The organism is Paraburkholderia sp. A1BS-2L (assembly GCF_051125205.1).
Lineage (GTDB): Bacteria > Pseudomonadota > Gammaproteobacteria > Burkholderiales > Burkholderiaceae > Paraburkholderia.
Genome location: NZ_CP120428.1, coordinates 2,438,071 through 2,455,254 on the forward strand (window position 1 = coordinate 2,438,071; position 17,184 = coordinate 2,455,254).

Annotated in this window: 18 protein-coding genes; 7 read left to right on the plus strand and 11 right to left on the minus strand. The window is 63.8% G+C overall.

The annotated features are described in order from the left end of the window. Positions 1 to 13 precede the first annotated feature (13 nt). On the plus strand, positions 14 to 202 hold the full coding sequence (locus tag P5W98_RS11085) for a hypothetical protein (protein WP_413187071.1): 189 nt from the start codon (positions 14 to 16) through the stop codon (positions 200 to 202). Between the two features lie 33 nt (positions 203 to 235). Here P5W98_RS11085 and P5W98_RS11090 read toward each other — a convergent pair whose 3' ends face one another. Beyond that, on the minus strand, positions 236 to 1,318 hold the full coding sequence (locus P5W98_RS11090; protein ID WP_421024567.1) for an NAD-dependent epimerase/dehydratase family protein: 1,083 nt from the start codon (positions 1,316 to 1,318) through the stop codon (positions 236 to 238). A gap of 114 nt (positions 1,319 to 1,432) precedes the next feature. Between P5W98_RS11090 and P5W98_RS11095 the strand changes: the two genes are divergently transcribed. Together P5W98_RS11095 and P5W98_RS11100 are read left to right on the plus strand one after the other, a co-directional pair. After that, the gene (locus tag P5W98_RS11095) at positions 1,433 to 2,464 is read left to right on the plus strand and encodes a CDP-6-deoxy-delta-3,4-glucoseen reductase (protein ID WP_421024568.1); all 1,032 of its coding nucleotides are present in this window, start codon (positions 1,433 to 1,435) and stop codon (positions 2,462 to 2,464) included. A gap of 341 nt (positions 2,465 to 2,805) precedes the next feature. After that, positions 2,806 to 3,990 carry an acetylornithine transaminase gene (locus P5W98_RS11100; RefSeq protein WP_421024569.1) on the plus strand — a complete coding sequence of 395 codons (1,185 nt, stop codon included), beginning with the start codon at positions 2,806 to 2,808 and terminating at the stop codon, positions 3,988 to 3,990. Between the two features lie 118 nt (positions 3,991 to 4,108). Here the strand turns inward: P5W98_RS11100 and P5W98_RS11105 are convergent, their stop codons facing one another. The 7 genes from P5W98_RS11105 to P5W98_RS11135 all read right to left on the minus strand — a co-directional run bounded on the left by P5W98_RS11105 (position 4,109) and on the right by P5W98_RS11135 (position 10,134). Continuing rightward, positions 4,109 to 4,825, minus strand: coding sequence for an ABC transporter ATP-binding protein (locus P5W98_RS11105; RefSeq protein ID WP_421024570.1), 717 nt, complete (start codon positions 4,823 to 4,825; stop codon positions 4,109 to 4,111). Then, positions 4,825 to 5,601, minus strand: a complete 777-nt coding sequence (locus tag P5W98_RS11110; protein WP_421024571.1) for an ABC transporter ATP-binding protein — start codon at positions 5,599 to 5,601, stop codon at positions 4,825 to 4,827. The genes P5W98_RS11105 and P5W98_RS11110 overlap by 1 nt, the downstream gene beginning before the upstream one ends. A 15-nt stretch (positions 5,602 to 5,616) precedes the next feature. Beyond that, the gene (locus P5W98_RS11115) at positions 5,617 to 6,786 is read right to left on the minus strand and encodes an ABC transporter permease subunit (protein ID WP_421024572.1); all 1,170 of its coding nucleotides are present in this window, start codon (positions 6,784 to 6,786) and stop codon (positions 5,617 to 5,619) included. 15 nt (positions 6,787 to 6,801) lie between these two features. Beyond that, entirely contained in the window at positions 6,802 to 7,752 is a 951-nt protein-coding gene (locus tag P5W98_RS11120; RefSeq protein ID WP_421024573.1) for a branched-chain amino acid ABC transporter permease, read from the minus strand. A gap of 502 nt (positions 7,753 to 8,254) precedes the next feature. Then, entirely contained in the window at positions 8,255 to 8,485 is a 231-nt protein-coding gene (locus P5W98_RS11125) for a hypothetical protein (protein ID WP_421024574.1), read from the minus strand. Between the two features lie 228 nt (positions 8,486 to 8,713). After that, on the minus strand, positions 8,714 to 9,673 hold the full coding sequence (gene ispH / locus P5W98_RS11130; RefSeq protein ID WP_421024575.1) for a 4-hydroxy-3-methylbut-2-enyl diphosphate reductase: 960 nt from the start codon (positions 9,671 to 9,673) through the stop codon (positions 8,714 to 8,716). Between the two features lie 5 nt (positions 9,674 to 9,678). Continuing rightward, complete coding sequence (locus P5W98_RS11135; protein ID WP_421024576.1) at positions 9,679 to 10,134, minus strand: FKBP-type peptidyl-prolyl cis-trans isomerase; 456 nt, start codon at positions 10,132 to 10,134, stop codon at positions 9,679 to 9,681. A 160-nt stretch (positions 10,135 to 10,294) separates the two neighbouring features. Between P5W98_RS11135 and radC the strand changes: the two genes are divergently transcribed. From radC to nadB, 4 genes are all read left to right on the plus strand, one after another. Further along, the gene (radC, locus tag P5W98_RS11140) at positions 10,295 to 11,056 is read left to right on the plus strand and encodes a RadC family protein (protein ID WP_421024577.1); all 762 of its coding nucleotides are present in this window, start codon (positions 10,295 to 10,297) and stop codon (positions 11,054 to 11,056) included. A gap of 274 nt (positions 11,057 to 11,330) precedes the next feature. Next, positions 11,331 to 11,564, plus strand: a complete 234-nt coding sequence (gene rpmB / locus P5W98_RS11145) for a 50S ribosomal protein L28 (RefSeq protein WP_027794135.1) — start codon at positions 11,331 to 11,333, stop codon at positions 11,562 to 11,564. Between the two features lie 10 nt (positions 11,565 to 11,574). Next, a complete protein-coding gene (gene rpmG / locus P5W98_RS11150; protein ID WP_027817504.1) occupies positions 11,575 to 11,742 on the plus strand; it encodes a 50S ribosomal protein L33 in 168 nt (55 codons plus the stop codon). A 216-nt stretch (positions 11,743 to 11,958) separates the two neighbouring features. Continuing rightward, on the plus strand, positions 11,959 to 13,560 hold the full coding sequence (gene nadB / locus P5W98_RS11155) for an L-aspartate oxidase (RefSeq protein WP_421024578.1): 1,602 nt from the start codon (positions 11,959 to 11,961) through the stop codon (positions 13,558 to 13,560). A 94-nt stretch (positions 13,561 to 13,654) separates the two neighbouring features. On the opposite strand, the gene nadC is transcribed toward nadB, so the two are convergent. The 3 genes from nadC to P5W98_RS11170 form a co-directional block, all read right to left on the minus strand. Further along, the gene (nadC, locus tag P5W98_RS11160; protein WP_421024579.1) at positions 13,655 to 14,572 is read right to left on the minus strand and encodes a carboxylating nicotinate-nucleotide diphosphorylase; all 918 of its coding nucleotides are present in this window, start codon (positions 14,570 to 14,572) and stop codon (positions 13,655 to 13,657) included. Beyond that, entirely contained in the window at positions 14,569 to 15,699 is a 1,131-nt protein-coding gene (nadA, locus tag P5W98_RS11165) for a quinolinate synthase NadA (RefSeq protein WP_421024580.1), read from the minus strand. Before nadA ends, nadC begins: the two co-directional genes overlap by 4 nt. Before the next feature lie 226 nt (positions 15,700 to 15,925). Beyond that, the gene (locus P5W98_RS11170; RefSeq protein WP_421024581.1) at positions 15,926 to 17,122 is read right to left on the minus strand and encodes a DesA family fatty acid desaturase; all 1,197 of its coding nucleotides are present in this window, start codon (positions 17,120 to 17,122) and stop codon (positions 15,926 to 15,928) included. Positions 17,123 to 17,184 lie beyond the last annotated feature (62 nt).

Below are 17,184 nucleotides of genomic sequence, written 5' to 3' on the forward strand. Positions count from 1 at the left end.
AAGGAGGGGCATCATGATCATCAACGGGACATTCGAGATCTCATTCGTGTTGATGGCTTTCATGGCGCTGGGAGCGATTCTGATCGGCGGCTTGCTGGCGTCGATGCATTTGCGGCATCAATACCATCCCAATCTGATCGGGGCGCTCATCGGGGCCCTGTTCTGCTTCCTCTTGCTCGAAGCGCTGCCGGCAATCACGTGAACGGCACGCTTGCGCCGTGCCGCCGGCCCGGGCTCACGGGTGCGGCGGCAGCGTGCGCAAAAAAGCATCCACATCGGGATAGCGCAGGCGCAGGCGCAGTTCGCGCTTGAGTCGCGTGTTCGCGAGCCGGCGCGATTCCCGCATGAACGAAAGCAGTGTCGGATCGAGTTCTAGCTCAGCCTGGGCGCGCTCGATGCGCGGGGCGCGCGCGAGACCGAACGCATCCGCCACGCGGTCGAAATAGGCTCCCATCTTCAATTCGCTGTCGTCGCTGGCGTGAATGACGCGCGCCGGGCGCCCGCGCGTGGTCAGCCGCAGCAGAATGGCGGCGAGGTCATCGGCGTGGATGTGGCTCGTGTAGACGTCGTCCGGTTCGACCAGCGCCGGCGTGCCCTTTTCCAGCCGCGCGAGCGGCAAGCGGTTCGCGGCGTAGATGCCCGGAATCCGCGCGATGCTCGCCTTGAGCGCGCCGCGCGCCGTCGCGCGCCGCAGTTGCCGCTCGGCCGCCACGCGCCGTATCGCTCGAGCGTTGGCAGGCCGCACCGGACGGGTTTCATCGATGCGCGCACCGCCGCAGTCTCCATAGACACCGGTGGTGCTCGCGTAGACGAGCGTCGGATGGGCCGGATCAGTCAGGTGGGCGCGAGCGGCGAGGCGGGTACGCTCGGGTACAATGGAAGACGCTTTAAGACGTGCTTGACGCGTCGATGCCGGCTGCAATGCGGGCCCTGCCACACCGGCGCGCGCGCTTGCGGCCGGGCGGCCCGATGCCCCGCTTTGGGCCGCCCGCGCCGCAGAGCGCCGACGCGCCTTGAGCGCCGCAATCAGCCTGCGTGTGCGCAGGTCGTCATCGCAGTCTCTCGCGGGCGGCGCGAGGTGCAGCACGATGCTCGCGAGCCCGGCGAGGCGTGCAAGACGCGTGCGCACGTCGAGGTCGCCAGCGACCGGCACCGCGCCCGCGGCGCGCAGCGTCCCGGCCTGTTCCGGACGGCGCGTGAGCGCGAAGATGCGCGGTCGGCCGCGCCGCGCCTGCAATTGGGCAACGCAACGCAGGCCGACGTCGCCGCAACCGACAATAAGGATGCGCGCGCGGCGCAAGGTTCGTGTAGCAAGCATGGTGGACCCATTTTAGCCGCTGGCGACGGCCCAAGCAGGGCCGGACATCGGCCAGACGAGACGCAACCCGGCTCGATCCCCCCGATTACAGATTACAGACTTGCTTTCTCGAATATGGTCTTCAACGTAACACTCAAGCAAAGTGGCCGACAGTTCCAGGTCGAACCCGACGAACCCATCCTCAACGCGGCCCTGCGCCAGGGCATCGGCCTGCCGTACGGCTGCAAGAACGGTGCGTGCGGCTCCTGCAAGGGCACAGTATGCAGCGGCGAGGTCGAGCAGCGCGCACATGCCGCTTCGGCGCTCTCGAATGACGAGAAGACGCGCGGCATGGCCCTCTTCTGCTGCGCGACGGCGCAGACCCACCTCGAAATCGACGTCCGCGAAGTGGCGGGCGTGGGCGACATGCAGGTGCGCAAGCTGCCCACGCGCATTGCCGCAATCGAGCGCAAGGCCGACGACGTCATCGTCCTGAAGCTGCAGTTGCCCGCCAACGAGCGCCTGCAATATCTCGCCGGCCAGTACCTGGAATTCATCCTCAAGGACGGCACGCGCCGCAGCTATTCGATGGCCACCGCGCCGCACGAGGAAGGCCCGCTCGAGCTGCACATCCGCCACATGCCGGGCGGCAAGTTCACCGACCACGTCTTCTCGCAGATGAAGGAGCGCGACATCCTGCGCTTCGAGGCGCCGCTCGGCACCTTCTTTCTGCGCGAAGACTCGGACAAGCCCATCGTGCTGCTCGCCTCGGGCACCGGCTTCGCGCCGCTCAAGGCGATCGTCGAGCACGCGATCCACCAGAAGCTGGACCGCCCGATGACGCTCTACTGGGGCGCGCGCCAGAAGAAGGACCTGTACCTGATGGACCTCGCCGAACAATGGGCGAAGGACATCCCGAACTTCCGCTTCGTGCCGGTGCTATCCGAGCCCGCCGCCGGCGACAACTGGACCGGCCGCACGGGCTTCGTGCACCGCGCCGTGATCGAGGACCTGCCCGATCTCTCCGGCTACCAGGTCTACGCCTGCGGCGCGCCGGTGATGGTGGAGTCGGCGCAGCGCGACTTCTCGCAACACCACGGCCTGCCCGAAGACGAGTTCTATGCGGACTCGTTCACGAGTGCCGCGGACCTCGCGAATCCCGTCTAAGCAGCGCCCGCTGGCGAATGGGCTGGCCGGCCGTCACAAAAATTTCGTCGGCCGGCTGAAACTATTCAAAGCCATTCGCCACATTGACGGTTTACAGCGCCGCCGCCCTTGTCGTATTCTTGCGCCCATGAACTGCATCCTGTCCGCCCTTCGACGTCGCCGCTCGCCCCATTCCCTGGGCCTGGCTTAGTTCGAGGACGCGCGTTGCACACGGGTTGAACCCCAACGCAGATGTAGTTCGAATCACGAAGCCACGGCCAGCCCGTGGCTTTTTGTTTGTCTGCCGGTTTTGACGGCTTCTTTCCAACCCTCATTGCAGTCCCAGCGCGGAGCCCGTTGACATGAATTTTTCCGAGTACCCGATCGAGTCGCTGATGTACATCACCAACCGGCCCGAAATCGTTTTCACGCATGGCAAGGGGTCGTGGCTGTACGACAACGAAGGCAAGCGATATCTGGACTTCATCCAGGGCTGGGCCGTGAACAGCCTCGGACACTGCAACGAAGGCATGATCGAGGCCGTGGAGAAACAGGCGCGCCTGCTCATCAACCCGTCGCCGGCGTTCTATAACGAGCCGATGGCGAAGCTCGCCGGCCTCCTCACCGAGCACAGCTGCTATGACAAGGTGTTCTTCGCCAACAGCGGCGCGGAAGCCAACGAAGGCGCGATCAAGCTCGCGCGCAAGTGGGGCAAGAAGTATCGCGACGGCGCCTACGAGATCATCACCTTCGACCACAGCTTCCACGGCCGCACGCTCGCGACGATGTCGGCAAGCGGCAAGCCGGGCTGGGACACCATCTACGCACCGCAGGTGCCGGGCTTCCCGAAGGCCGATCTCAACGACATCGCCTCGGTCGAAAAGCTCATCACGGGCAAGACCGTCGCCGTGATGCTCGAGCCGATCCAGGGCGAAGGCGGCGTAATTCCCGCCACGCGCGAATTCATGCAGGCGCTGCGTGCGCTCACGAAGAAGCACGGCATTCTCTTGATCGTCGATGAAGTGCAAAGCGGCTGCGGCCGCGCGGGCACCCTGTTCGCCTACGAACTCTCGGGCATCGAGCCGGACATCATGACGCTCGGCAAGGGCATCGGCGGCGGCGTGCCGCTCGCGGCGCTGCTCGCGAAGAAAGAAATCACCGTGTTCGAGGCCGGCGACCAGGGCGGCACGTACAACGGCAATCCGCTGATGACGGCCGTAGGCTATTCGGTGATCTCGCAACTGGTCGCACCGGGCTTTCTCGAAGGCGTGCGCGCGCGTGGCCAGTATCTGCGCGAGAAGCTGCTCGAACTGTCGGAGGAGCGCGGCTTCCAGGGCGAGCGCGGCGAAGGTCTGCTGCGCGCGCTGCTGCTCGGCAAGGACATCGGTCCGGAAATCGTCGAGAAGGCGCGCCTCATGCAACCGGACGGCCTGCTGCTCAACGCGGCGCGGCCGAATCTGCTGCGCTTCATGCCCGCGCTCAACGTGACGAACGAAGAGATCGACCAGATGATGGCGATGCTGCGCACGGTGCTTGACTCGCTGTAAGCGCGTAACATCGCTGCGCGCGATGCGCCGCATCATGAAAAAAGCCGCATGGACTTCACGTCCATGCGGCTTTCGTGCTTCTGGCGGTCATGCAGACCGCCTTGCGTCGCTCACCCGCTCACTCGCCCAGATACGCCGCGCGCACCTTCGGATCGTCGAGCATCTGCTTCGCGTCGCCTTCCATCGTCACGAGTCCCGAGTCCATCACGTAACCGCGGTTCGCCGCCTGCAGCGCGAGCCGCGCGTTCTGCTCCACCAGCAGCACCGTGATGCCCTCGCCCGAGATCGTGCGCACCACCTCGAAGATCTTCTCCACCATGATCGGCGACAGACCCATCGACGGCTCGTCGAGCAACAGAAGCTTCGGCTTGCTGATGATCGCGCGCGCCATCGCCAGCATCTGCTGTTCGCCGCCCGAGAGCGTGCCCGCGAGTTGCGACGCGCGCTCCTTCAGGCGCGGGAAGAACCCGAACATGCGGTCGACGTCCTTCTGGATGCCGTCCTTGTCGTTGCGCAGGTATGCGCCCATCTGCATGTTCTCGACGATCGACATGCGCGCGAAGATGCCTCGACCTTCCGGCACCATCGCCAGACCTCGCTTCAGAAGCTCGTGCGCCGGCACGCCCTTGATCGACTGGCCCATGTATTCGATGTCGCCCGCCGAGTATGGCTTCAGGCCCGTGATCGCCTTCATGGTGGTGGTCTTGCCCGCGCCGTTCGCGCCGATCAGCGTGACGAGCTCGCCCTGCTGGACCTCCATGTCCACGCCCTTGACCGCCTGAATGCCGCCGTAGTTGACCTGCAGGCCCTTGATTTTCAGAACCGGTGTAGCCATCAGTGAACTCCCGCGCCCAGATATGCCTCGATCACCTTCGGGTTCTTCTGCACGTCTTGCGGCAGACCCTCGGCAATCACCTTCCCATAGTCGAGCACTGTCATGCGGTTGCACAGGCCCATCACCAGTTTCACGTCGTGCTCGATCAGCAGGATGGTCTTGCCATCGGCGCGGATCTTGTCGAGCAGGCGCGTGAGTTCGACCTTCTCGGTCGCGTTCATGCCGGCAGCCGGCTCGTCGAGCGCGAGCAGCTTCGGATCGGTCGCCAGCGCGCGCGCAATTTCCAGACGCCGCTGGTGGCCGTACGAGAGATTGCGCGAGGTGTAGTCGGCGTACTGCGCAATGCCCACGTATTCGAGCAGTTCGAGCGCGCGCTCCTTGATCTCACGCTCTTCCTTGCGCTCGGCCGGCGTCTGGAACACGGCGCCCAGCAGGCCATGCTTCGTGCGCACGTGGCGGCCCACCATCACGTTTTCCAGCGCGGTCATGCCGCCGAACAGGCGGATGTTCTGGAACGTGCGCGCGATGCCTGCCTTCGCCACCTGGTACACGGCGGTCGGCGTATAGGTGTCGCCGTCGAGCCGGAATTCGCCCGAATCCGGCGTGTAGAGGCCCGTGATCACGTTGAAGAACGTGGTCTTGCCCGCGCCGTTCGGGCCGATCAGGCCGTAGATGGTGCCTGCCTCGATCTGCAGGCCCACATCGGAGAGCGCCTGCAGGCCGCCGAAGCGTTTGTTCACGCCCTTCACGGACAAGCGAATCTGATTGTTGCTCATATTATGTGTCTCCCCTTACGCGCGCACCGGCTTCTTGCTCGTACGTTTTGCGATCTTCGCGATCTTGTCTTCGTGCTTCGCGGCAGGCCACAAGCCTTCCGAGCGGTAGAGCATGATGACGACCATCGCGAGGCCGTAGAGCAGTTGACGAATGACTTCGGTATCGACGATTTCATGACCGAACAGCGCGTGCTGCAGCGGGCCCATGGTCGAGCGCAGGAACTCGGGGAAGATGGCGAGCAGCACCGCGCCGAGAATCACGCCCGGAATGTGGCCCATGCCGCCCAGCACCACGCAGGCGAGCACCACGACCGATTCCCAGAACGTGAACGATTCCGGCGAGACGAAGCCCTGGAACGCGCCGAACATCGCACCCGAGAGGCCGCCGAACGACGCGCCCATCGCGAACGCCAGCAGCTTCACGTTACGGGTGTTGATGCCCATGGCCTTGGCGGCGATTTCGTCTTCGCGGATCGCGGCCCATGCGCGGCCGATGCGCGAGTGCTGCAGTCGGGTGCACACCCAGATCACAAGCAGCGCGCAGAGCACGAACACGTAGTAGTAGCAGTACACCGACGTGAACGTGAAGCCGAACACCGTATGCGGCTGCGACAGATCCATGCCCGCCACGTGCAGCGGCGCCACGCCCGTGATGCCCTGCGGCCCGTTGGTGATATTCACCGGCCGGTCGAGGTTGTTCATGAAGATGCGGACGATTTCCCCGAAGCCGAGGGTCACGATCGCGAGGTAGTCGCCGCGCAGACGCAGTGTCGGTGCGCCGAGCAGGACGCCGGCGAGCGCAGCGAGCCCCATGGCCGCCGGCACGACGATCCAGTACGGCGTATGCAGGCCGCCCGGGAACATGCCGGCGATCCACGCGAACTGGGTCGTGAGGTGCGGCGAGGTGAGCAGTGCAGCGGTATAGGCGCCCACCGCGTAGAACGCAATGTAGCCCAGGTCGAGCAGGCCGGCGAAGCCCACCACCACATTGAGGCCCAGCGCGAGCATCACATACAGCATCGCGAAGTCCAGCACGCGGACCCAGTAGTTGCCGCCCGCGGCGCCCACCACGAACGGAAGCGAGGCCACGACGATGGCGGTCACGATGCCCACCGTGAGCGTTTTTGCGGTGTTCTTTTCGGGGATGAGCGTCGTCGACGGCTCGATCGGTTGAATGGATGTCATGTTGTGTTCCCCTCTTTATGCACGGTCCGCGACACGTTCGCCCAACAGCCCCGACGGACGGAACACGAGCACGACGATCAGCACGATGAACGCGAACACGTCCTGATAGTTACTGCCGAACACGCCGCCCGTAAGGCTGCCGATGTAGCCGGCGCCAAGCTGCTCGATGAGGCCCAGCAGCACGCCGCCCACCATCGCGCCGCCCAGGTTGCCGATACCGCCCAGCACCGCCGCGGTGAACGCCTTCATGCCCGGGATGAAGCCCATATAGAAGTGGGCGTTGCCGTATTCGGACGCGATCATCACGCCAGCCAGCGCAGCAAGCGCCGAGCCGATCATGAAGGTGGCCGAAATCACGAAGTTCGGATTCACGCCCATCAGGCTCGCGACGCCGGGATTTTCGGCGATGGCGCGCATCGCGCGGCCGAGCTTGGTCTTGTGCACGAGCAGTAGCAGGCCCGCCATCACGAGGAACGCGACGACGATGATCACGATCTCGGTCGGCGAGATCACGGCGCCGACGGTCGTGTCGGTGGCCTTGATCACATTGATCGGATCGGTAGAGATCAGCTGCGGGAAGGCCAGCGGGTTGCGCGACCAGATCATCATCGCGAGCGTCTGCAGCAGAATCGACACGCCGATCGCGGTGATCAGCGGAGCGAGACGCGGCGCGCGGCGCAACGGCCGGTACGCGACTTTTTCGATGGTGTACCCGACGAACGCGCAAACCACCGCGGCGATCGCGAGCGCAATGATCAGCGTGGGGATGTGCCCGAGGCCCGGGAAGTGGTTCTGCAGCACGTTGATCGCGGAGAGTGCGACCATGGCGCCGACCATGAGCACGTCGCCGTGCGCGAAGTTGATGATGCCCAGAATCCCGTACACCATCGTATAGCCCAGCGCGATGATGGCGTAGATGCTGCCAAGCACCAGCCCGTTCAGGATCTGCTGGATGAAAATATCCATTTAATGCTCCTTTGCCCGTGCGACCGGATTCGCGCTCGTCATCGGCCGGTGGGCGATGTTTTACGGAACCGCAACGACACTCTCGGGTACTGAAGTAAAAGACCGGTAAAGGTTGGCCACACCCAGTTCGCTTTGCTGCTGTGTTGCAGCGGCAGGCTCGCCGGAAGCGGATGCAAAAACGGCACCGTCGGATGGTTCGGTGCCGTCGGGTTCAACAACTGCCTGTCACATTCGCAGCAACGCCTGCGCCGCGGACCTTGCGGCCAGCCTTGCATACGTTGCACATCATGACTCCCTGCTTGGGCGCAATGATCGAGATTGCGCTCGTGCCCGCTTCGACACTGCGGACGAACCACGTCTGGTGCGTTGCAACCGCAGCCGCCGAAGGCGCGGCAAAAGCAAACTCGACTTGCATTAATCAGGTCTCCTGCGCCTTCCGAAATGCTTGCCTGGAGGGCCTCACAAGGACATTCCCCCCAGAACGCGCGCATTGTAACGCCAATTATGCGGCAGGCAATATTGTTGAACCGACAGGGTTTTCCTGCATTGCAACCTCTTTTTGAAATAAGAAGGCGACGGAGGTTGCACCCATGGTTGCGCCATATTTCAGTGCATCAGTTGCACCAAAATCTCCCACGTATGCATCAAGTGTTGTTTCGCCTTGGCGCGATGCCTTACCGGGCGGGCCTTGCTCACATCGTTTTGCGGATTTAAGTAGATGCTGGGATTCCACACCAAATCGGTGCACAGGGCATCAGGACTGTCTCAACCTCTCAAAAAATGGGGTCATACCATTGAATTGAACCCTGCCCTCTAGCGAAAACACTAATACGACCAGGCTGAAACAAGGCGGTTTACCTCACATTTCGCACGATGCCGCCCTATTTAATGATTTCAGCAACAATAAAAAAAAGCGCACCGTCGGTGCGCTTTCTTCTGAAGCCGGAGTCGAGGCCCGATATCAGGCGGACTGCCCGAGACCCCGCGGCAGCGGAAATGCAATGCTTTCTTCGATGCCCTCGAGCGCGCGAACATTGCTCACGCCCAGTTCGCGCAAACGCTCGATGATCTGCTGCGCGAGCGCCTCGGGCGCCGATGCACCCGCGGTCAGGCCGATGCGGCGCTTGCCTTCGAGCCAGCGAGGATCGATCTGGTCCGGCGCATCCACCATATAGGCGGGAATGCCGCGCTTTTCCGCAACTTCGCGCAGACGGTTCGAATTGGAACTGTTCGGGCTACCCACCACGATCACGACGTCGCACTGCGGCGCCATGAACTTGACCGCGTCCTGGCGGTTCTGCGTGGCGTAGCAGATGTCCTGCTTCTTGGGCTCGCGAATATCGGGAAAGCGCTGCTTGAGCGCGGCGATGATATCGGCGGCATCGTCAACGGAGAGCGTGGTCTGCGTGACGAACGCCACGCGCTGCGGATCGCGCAGGGTGAGCGCGTCCACGTCGGCGATATCCTCGACCAGATACATGCCCTCGCCCACCTGGCCCATGGTGCCTTCGACTTCCGGATGTCCCTTGTGGCCGATCATCACAATGTCGAGGCCTTCCTCGCGCATCTTCGCCACTTCGACGTGCACCTTGGTCACGAGCGGGCAAGTGGCGTCGTAGACGCGCAAACCGCGCGCCTCGGCATCGGCGCGCACAGCCTTGGACACGCCGTGGGCGCTGAAGATGACGGTGTTGCCCGGCGGCACTTCGTCGAGCTGCTCGATGAAGATCGCCCCCTTCTTGCGCAGGTCTTCGACCACGTAGGCGTTATGGACGATCTCGTGGCGCACATAAATGGGTGCGCCGTGCAGTTGAATGGCCCGCTCGACGATCTCGATGGCGCGGTCGACGCCGGCGCAAAACCCGCGCGGCTGGGCGAGCAGAATTTCTGCGTCGGCGAGTTGGGACGTGTCCGTGGTCATGGGCTTTAGAGGATTCCGATGATTTGCACTTCGAACGCAACCGCCTGGCCAGCGAGCGGATGGTTGAAATCGAACAGCGCGGAGCTGTCGTTCACCTCCTTGAGCACGCCGGCGTAGCGGCCGCCGTCGGGGGCGTTGAACTCGACGAGGTCGCCGGGGTTGAACGACTCGCCGATCACCGCGTTGTCGCGCAGCGTCTTGAGCGAGATGCGCTGGATCAGATCGGGATTGCGCTGACCGAAAGCAACGCCGGGTTCTAGCTGAAAGGTGGAGTGGTGCCCCACTTTCAGACCGATCAGAATGTTCTCCAGGGGCGGCGAAAGCTGCCCGACGCCCAGCAGCAGCGTGGCGGGGCGATCGGCAAACGTATTGACGATCTCGGTGCCATCGGCAAGCGAAAGCCGGTAGTTCAGCGTGACGTGGGAACCGGGTTTCACCTCGGAGATGTCGATGATGCTCATGCGGTACTCATTTTCGTCTGGTCGCGAGCGCCACGCGTGCGTGCGGAAGGCGCCCTCGAGGGGCCGGTCCGGCCGCCTTCCTGCGGTCGGAAAACCCGTATTGTAAGCCACATGATTGCCGGGCGGCGGGCGCAAGCGCCGCCCGGCGCGAGGAGATCCCATGTTCGAAATCGCCTGCAACAAGCCGCTTTGGCGCGACAGGGCCGCTTCCGGCGCCGGCGGCGCGCCGGCCGCTTTGGTCACGGGCAGCGAGCACACTGCGGCTCAGCGCCGCGCAATGCCGCGCGAGCGCCTGCGCGAATCGGGCCCGGCCGCGCTCTCCGACCTCGAACTGGTCGCGCTCGTGCTTGGCTCGGGTCTGCGAGGTCACAATGTGTTCGACGTGGCCAGATCGTTGCTGGTGCATTTCGGATCGCTGCGCGCCATGCTCGACGCGCAGCGCGAGGAATTTGAAGGCTTGCACGGCATCGGGCCGGCCAAGGCCTCGAAGCTCGTGGCGGTGCTCGAACTTGCCCGCCGCGCGCTCGCCGAGCAACTGGAAGACAAGCCGTTGATCGATTCACCGGGCGCGGTAGAAGACTATCTGCGCCTGCTGATCGGCGGGCGAGGCTACGAAGTGTTCGTGTGCCTATTTCTCGACGCACGGCACCGGCTGATCCGCACTGAAGAAAGCACGCGCGGCTCGCTCACCCGCATGGCGGTGTACCCGCGCGAGATCGTGCGGCGCGCCTTGATGCTCAATGCGGCAAGCCTGATCGTCGCGCATAATCATCCGTCGGGCGCGGTGCAGCCGAGCGCCAGCGACCGGCGCCTCACGCGGGTGCTGCGCGAAACCCTCGCACTCGTGGAAGTGCAGCTCGTGGACCATTTGATCATCGGCACGCAGGAAACGTTTTCGTTTGCACAGCACGGCCTCGATTGACCCAGCGGCATCCCAATCATTTCCGGAGCCGGTGTTAAGCGACGCCGCAGCAGCATTTGCAAATCGCGTTTGATTTTCCAGGCGTTTTCCTGCTAGAATTCTGGTTTGCCTATTTCCAACCCTGTTCCGAAGCCCGTCGCGGCATTCCAGGGGAAATACGGCCTGGGTTCGAGGTTGTCTCTCATCCATACGTGAGCGCGCTCTTATTCCGGCCATTTCTCGCCTGGGAAACTTAAGCGGCTCTCGAACTCAGAATTTCCGTAGGAGTGCACTCATGGCACGTGTATGCCAAGTCACTGGGAAAGCGCCGATGAGCGGCAACAACGTTTCCCACGCAAACAACAAAACCAAGCGCCGTTTCCTCCCGAATCTGCAAAACCGCCGTTTCTGGGTTGAAAGCGAAAACCGTTGGGTGCGTCTGCGCATCTCGAACGCAGGCCTGCGCCTGATCGACAAGAACGGCATCGACTCCGTGCTCGCAGACCTGCGCGCACGCGGCGAACTGTAAGGAGTAAATCATGGCCAAGGGCATCCGCGACAAGATCAAGCTCGAGTCGACCGCAGGTACGGGTCACTTCTACACGACCACCAAGAACAAGCGCAACATGCCGGAAAAAATGTCGATCAAGAAGTTCGACCCGGTTGTTCGCAAGCACGTCGAGTACAAGGAAACCAAGATCAAGTAATTGATCGGGTTTCGAGCCTGACGAAGACAGAAAACCCCGCCTTCCGGCGGGGTTTTTCTTTTTGCGCCACATGTGTGCTTTTCGTCCGCTCCCCTATCGGAGTATGCTTCCCGCTTTACCGGCCGCCCACGGGCGCGCCATCTTCAAAAGTCGGCTCCCGCGCGGCTTCGGGCGGTACCAGACAGAGCAGAACACGAGAGACGGAGAGGCAGGACCATGAATTTCGATGTAGCGATCGTCGGCAGCGGACTGGCGGGACTAAGTGTTGCGCTGAACCTCGCGGATTCGCGCCGCGTGGTATTGATCGCCAAGCGCGCCATGACCGAGGGCGCAAGCGACCGCGCGCAGGGCGGCATCGCCGCAGTGCTCGACTCGGCCGACAGCGTGGAAAACCACGTCGACGACACGCTCGTCGCCGGCGGCGGTCTGTGCGAGGAAGCCGCCACGCGCTATATCGTCGAGCATGGCCGCGAGGCCATCGAGTGGCTGATTGGCCAGGAGGTGCCGTTCACCAAGGACGCCGCCGCCGAACTCGGCTTCCATCTTACGCGCGAAGGTGGCCATAGCCACCGGCGCATCATTCACGCCGCCGATGCCACCGGCCATGCCGTCGTGCAAACGCTGCTCGAACGCGCCCGCCAGCACCCGAACATCACGATCCTCGAAGATCACCAGGCGATCGACGTCATCACGTCCGATCGCCTCGGCCTGCCGGGCCGCCGCTGCCACGGACTCTACGCGCTCGATCTGCAGAACGACCGCACGGTGACGATCCAGGCGCCGCATACGGTGCTGGCCACGGGCGGCGCGGGCAAGGTTTACCTCTACACGACCAACCCCGACACGGCCACCGGGGACGGCATCGCCATGGCGTGGCGCGCGGGTTGCCGGGTCGCGAACATGGAGTTCATCCAGTTCCACCCCACTTGCCTGTTCCACCCGCACGCCAAGTCCTTCCTGATTTCCGAGGCCGTGCGCGGCGAAGGCGGCGTGCTGCGCCTGCCCGACGGCACGCGCTTCATGCCCGCGCACGACGCGCGCGCGGAGCTCGCGCCGCGCGATATCGTCGCGCGCGCGATCGACTTCGAGATCAAGAAACACGGCATCGACTGCGTGCATCTGGATATCAGCCATCAGCCGCAGGCGTTCCTCGAAGAGCACTTTCCGACGATCCTCGCCCGCTGCCGCGAGTTCGGCATCGACATCGCCAAAGAGCCCATCCCGGTCGTGCCCGCTGCGCACTACACCTGCGGCGGCGTCGTCACCGACCTGGCCGGGCGCACCGACCTCGCAGGGCTCTATGCGGTTGGCGAGACCTCGTACACGGGCCTGCACGGCGCCAACCGGCTCGCCAGCAACTCGCTGCTCGAATGCCTCGTGATCGGCCGTTCGGCTGCCGAGGCGATCGAAGCCGAAGGCTTCAGCGCGGGCGCGCACGCCCCGCTGCCCGACTGGGACGAAAGCCGCGTCTCCGATTCCGACGAGGAAGTCGTGGTTGCTCACAACTGGGACGAGCTGCGCCGCCTTATGTGGAACTACGTGGGCATCGTGCGCACCGACAAGCGCCTCGAGCGCGCGCAGCACCGCATCGCCCTCCTGCGCGACGAGATCCTCGAGTACTACGCGAACTTCCGCGTGACGCGGGATCTGCTGGAGTTGCGCAATCTGGTCGACGTGGCGTCGCTGATCGTCGAAAGCGCGCGCTCGCGCCGCGAGAGCCGCGGCCTGCACTACAGCCGCGACTGGCCGGGCACGCTGCCCAAGGCGCTGCCGACCGTACTCTCGCCGGAGCGCGTGCGCAATCGCACCGTGTCGTAAAGCAGCGAAGGCTCGACAGAGCCTTCGGCCCAGCAAAAAGGCCGCCTCTCGCGAGGCGGCCTTTTTCGTTCCGCACTGGTGGAACGCAGCGCGCTCAGACGATACGCATCGAATAGTCCGTGGCCCGCACGTCCTTGGTCAATGCGCCGATCGAGACGCGATCCACGCCCGTCTCCGCAATCGTGCGCACCGTATCGAAGTTCACGCCGCCCGAGACTTCGAGCACCGCGCGCCCTGCCGTGCACGTGACCGCCTCGCGCATCATCTCGAACGAGAAGTTGTCGAGCAGCACCGACTTTGCGCCATGCGCGAGCGCCGCATCGAGCTGTTCGAGCGTCTCGACTTCGATCTGGATCGGCACGCCGGCATTCAGGGCGATCGCCGCGTCCATCGCCGCGCCGACACCGCCGGCCGCCGCGATATGGTTTTCCTTGATCAGAATGCCATCGTAAAGCGCGAGGCGCTGGTTCACGCCGCCGCCCACGCGCACCGCGTACTTCTGCGCGAGGCGCAGGCCCGGCAGCGTCTTGCGCGTGTCGAGGATGCGCGTTTGCGTGTGCGCGATCATGTCGACGTAGCGGTGGGTCACGGTCGCCACGCCCGAGAGCAGTTGCAGGAAATTCAACGCGTTGCGCTCGGCCGTGAGAAGCTCACGCGCCGGGCCGCGCAACGAGCAGACAATGCTATCCGCCGTCATGCGCTCGCCCTCGCGATAGTGCCAGCGCACCTCGATGCGCGGGTCGACGCGCTTCACCACGCCATCGAACCACAGCACGCCGCACAGCACCGCGTCCTCGCGCACGATGATGCGCGCATCGCGCACTTCGTCCGCGGGCACGAGACGGCCCGTCTGGTCGACCGGGCCGACGTCTTCCTCGAGCGCATCCGCCACATTTCGCGCGATCGCGGCGTCGAACGCCGCGCCGTACTGCGCGCGGACTTCGTCGAGCACGGGCGCGACGGCGTCCGCTGCGCGCAATTCGCGCGCGCCTCCCTTCAAATTCGTCGTCACGCCGCCCCCACCTGCGAGAACAGTGCGGTATCGCGCGCGAGGTCGCCGCTCGCCTGCACGCGGCGCTTGTGTTCGGCGGCGAACGCGAGCATGCGGTCGATCGGCAGGCGCGCCCGCTCGCCAATCGCAGCATCCACGAAAATCTCGTTGTGGCCGCGCTCGAGCACGTCGGCGAGATTCGAGAGACCGTTCATGGCCATCCACGGGCAATGCGCGCAGCTCTTGCAGGTCGCGCTGTTGCCGGCCGTGGGCGCCTCGATGAAGATCTTGCCCGGCGCCGCGAGCCGCATCTTGTGCAGGATGCCGAGATCGGTCGCGACGATGAAACGCTGCGCATCGAGCTTCACCGCAGCGTCGATCAATTGCGTGGTCGAGCCGACCACGTCCGCCAGCGCAACAACCGCCTCAGGCGATTCGGGGTGCACGAGCACCTTGGCATCGGGATATTCGGCGCGCAGCAAATCGAGCTCAATGCCCTTGAATTCGTCGTGCACGAGACACGAGCCCTGCCACAGCAGCATGTCGGCGCCGGTCTTCTTCTGGATGTAGTTGCCCAGATGGCGATCAGGGGCCCAAAGGATCTTCTCGCCCTTCGCGTGCAGATGAGCGACGATCTCCAGGCCGATCGAGGAAGTCACCATCCAGTCCGCGCGAGCCTTCACAGCCGCGCTGGTGTTTGCATAGACCACCACGGTGCGATCGGGATGCGCGTCGCAGAACGCGGAAAATTCATCGACGGGGCAGCCGAGGTCGAGCGAGCAAGTCGCGTCGAGGTCCGGCATCAGGATGCGCTTGTTGGGACTCAGAATCTTCGCGGTCTCTCCCATGAAGCGCACGCCCGCCACCACGAGTGTCTGCGCCTCGTGATCGCGGCCGAAACGCGCCATCTCGAGCGAATCGGCTACGCAGCCGCCCGTTTCATCCGCCAGCTCCTGCAATTCAGGATCGACATAATAGTGCGCGACGAGCACCGCTTTTTCGCGCTTGAGCAATGCGCGAATGCGCTCCTTCAATGCAACGCGCTCCGCTGCGCCGGGTGCGTCGGGCACCTTCGCCCACGCCTGCCCGACGCCGCAGACGGCACCCTGCGGCCGGTCGTACTCGACCTTCCTGATTGCCTGACTCATGATCTCCTCTGTCGGCCAGAGTGGGAGCAAAGCGCTTACTCCGGCCCCATGCACATGTTACGGTCCTGCCGATCGCTGCAGTCCCAGGCCGGTGCAAGACACCGGCTTTTTTCCGCAGCCCCAAAAGAAAAACCCCGCCAGCGCGGGGTTTTGTGACGTACCTGAATTCTAATGGATTTTTTCGAGACTCACGCAGGACGCAGTGGCCGAAAAAACCAGCGAAAAATCAGGCGTAGCGGCGCAGACGCGACGCAAACTCCTGAAGCGCCTTGATACCGCTTTGCTCGGCGCGGTGGCACCAATCCTGGAGCTGCGTCAGCAGTTGCTCGCGCGAGGCGCTCGAGCGCTCCCAAATGGCCGAGAGTTCGTTGCGCAGTTCGATGTACGTGCGCAGCTTCTGGCTATTCGCGAAGATCTGCGGCAATTGACGCTTCTGCGGTTCGTTCAGGCTGGACTCCTCCTTGTCGAACCAGTTGCGCGCGCCGCGCATGAGCTTGTACTTCTCGCGTTCGCCCACTTCCTTCAGGTGCGCGAGCTCCTGGCGATACGCCAGCTTCACGGCCTTCGCGTAACGCGCCATCACTTCATAGCGGTTCGAAAGCACGGCCTGGAGCGTCTCGTGGTCGGCCACGAGCTTGCCCTTGGTGAGGCGCGGCATGGGCGCGACCTTCTTGACCTTGGCAAGACCGACTGCCTGCATCATGCGGATGTACATCCAGCCGATGTCGAACTCGTACCACTTGTTCGAGAGCTTCGCGGAGGTCGCAAAGGTGTGGTGGTTGTTATGCAGTTCCTCGCCGCCGATGATGATGCCGATCGGCAGCAGGTTCGTGCTCGCATCCGACGAATTGAAGTTGCGATAGCCCCAGAAGTGGCCAAGGCCGTTCACGACGCCGGCGGCCCAGAACGGGATCCAGGCCATCTGCACGGCCCACACCGTAAGACCGACCACGCCGAACAGCGCAACGTCGATCACCATCATGATGCTCACGCCGAGGATCGGGAAGCGCGTGTAGACGTTGCGCTCCATCCAGTCGTTGGGCGTGCCGTGGCTGAAGCGCCGCAGCGTTTCTTCGTTTTTCGCTTCGGCGCGATAGAGTTCGGCGCCTTCGAGCAGCACCTTCCAGAGGCCGCGCGTTTGCGGGCTGTGCGGATCCTCTTCGGTCTCGCACTTGGCGTGGTGCTTGCGATGGATGGCCGCCCACTGCCCCGTAAGCATGCCCGTGGTCATCCACAGCCAGAAACGGAAGAAGTGGCTGGCAATGGGGTGCAGGTCGAGCGCGCGGTGCGCCTGGCAGCGGTGCAGATACACCGTCACGCCAATGATCGTGATGTGGGTGACCACAGCCACGAACAGCAGGATCTGCCACCACGAGAAATGCAGCATCCCGTGGGCAAGGAAATCAAGCAGGGAATTCAACAAGGTTTTTACCCGTGAAACGAAGCGCACCGGCCTTTCAGGCCCGCGCCGATGTCAAGAAAATG